Origin of the sequence: Burkholderia sp. E168m22 (assembly GCF_001319805.1) — a bacterium.
Taxonomy (GTDB): domain Bacteria; phylum Pseudomonadota; class Gammaproteobacteria; order Burkholderiales; family Burkholderiaceae; genus Burkholderia; species Burkholderia orbicola.
On record NZ_BBSK01000162.1, the window covers coordinates 1 to 1,861 of the forward strand.

The window sequence follows — 1,861 nt, forward strand, 5'->3', positions numbered from 1 at the left end:
GTCGTTGTGCGCCCAGCATGGGCGCACTCCTGCGGGTGCAAGTCCCGCCATAAGCTGGTCACAGCGAATGAAGTGAAGCGCAACTGCATGAGGGCGACCGAATGTGGAGAGGAAGCGTGGAGCGTAAATCGTGAGCCGATGGACAAGAACTGCATAGAAGGCGCTGCCGTGCAGGGCGAGCGGGCAACGCACCGCGAAGCTCTCGTGACCAAGGCGAAGCAGCGTAAATGCGGCGGTTGTGCGATGAAGGAGTGCGCTCTTACCTGGGGAGATCTCGCCTTATGCCTGAAAGGGCGACGGCGTCGAGCCGGAGCGAGAAGTCAGCAGAGGTCGTAGTAGTCACAGGACAGGTCGATGAGGCTGAAGCTGGTGACGAAGGGCCGAACGGGAAGGAGTGTCCAGCGTCATGTCGATGCGACAGGCAATGCGTCAGATGCCCGTGCGAGCGGGGCGAGCGGGAAGCATACGCGGTGAAGCTGCGTCTATGCCCGTGAGCGACGAAGGCTGTTGCCCGCGCCATGAATCCGGGGACACAGGGTCACCGCTGCTGATGGCGGCGCTGACGAGGGAGAACCTGAAGCAGGCGTTCAAACGGGTACGGGCCAACAAGGGAGCCGCTGGCGTGGACGGTCTGGATATTGACCAGACGTCGCGCCATCTGGTGACGGCGTGGCCCGCGATCCGTGAACAGTTGCTGAAGAGGACGTACCGGCCCAGTCCGGTACGGCGGGTGACGATTCCGAAACCGGACGGAGGCGAGCGCGAGCTTGGCATCCCGACGGTGACGGACCGGCTGATCCAGCAGGCGCTGCTGCAGGTGCTGCAACCGGTTCTGGACCCTGGCTTCAGCGAGCACAGCTACGGCTTCCGGCCTGGACGGCGTGCGCACGATGCGGTGCTTGCCGCGCAGTCGTACGTGCAGTCGGGTCGGCGAATCGTGGTGGATGTTGATCTGGAGAAGTTCTTCGACCGGGTCAACCACGACATCCTGATCGACCGACTGCAGAAACGTATTGGGGACGCCAGCGTGATCTGGCTGATCCGGGCGTATCTGAACAGCGGCATCATGGATGGCGGCGTGGTTCAGCAGCGCGAACAGGGCACGCCACAGGGCGGGCCGCTATCGCCGTTGCTGGCCAACGTGTTGCTCGATGAGGTGGACAAGGAACTGGAGCGGCGAGGCCACTGCTTCGCGCGCTATGCCGACGATGCGAATGTCTATGTTCGTAGCCGCCGTGCTGGCGAGCGGGTGATGGCGCTGCTGCGTCGTCTGTATGGGCAACTGCGGTTGAAGGTCAACGAGACCAAAAGCGCAGTCGCCAGTGTGTTCGGTCGCAAGTTTCTGGGCTACAGCCTATGGGTAGCGTCCGGCGGTGTCATCAAGCGCAAGGTGGCGGCCAGATCGCTGCTGGCGTTCAAACGCCGCATTCGTGAACTGACCGGCCGTAGCGGCGGGCGCAGCATGAAGGACGTGGTGGAACGGTTACGGCCTTATGTATTGGGCTGGAAGGCGTACTTCCGGATGGCGCAGACGCCACGAGTCTGGCTGGATCTGGACAAGTGGATGCGTCACCGGCTGCGTGTCATCCAGCTCAAACACTGGCGCCGCGGTCCGACCATCTACCGGGAACTGCGTGCGCTGGGCGCACCGTCCGCTGTGGCGCAACAGGTGGCGGCGAACAGCTGTCGCTGGTGGCGTAATAGCGGCAAGCTCCTGAATAGCGTATTGACCCTCGCGTACTTCGACCGGCTGGGTGTGCCCCGACTCTCATAACCTCAACTTCCCGAACCGCCCGGTGCGGACCCGCATGCCGGGTGGTGTGGCAGGGGTACGGCCTCATGGTCGTCCCCTATGCCGATT

The 1,861-nt window shown here is 63.2% G+C and carries 1 protein-coding gene; it reads left to right on the plus strand.

Features of this window, described 5'->3' with window-relative positions:
* Nucleotides 1–406 precede the first annotated feature (406 nt).
* A complete protein-coding gene (gene ltrA / locus AP428_RS34200; RefSeq protein ID WP_011548086.1) occupies nucleotides 407–1,774 on the plus strand; it encodes a group II intron reverse transcriptase/maturase in 1,368 nt (455 codons plus the stop codon).
* Nucleotides 1,775–1,861: the final 87 nt, after the last annotated feature.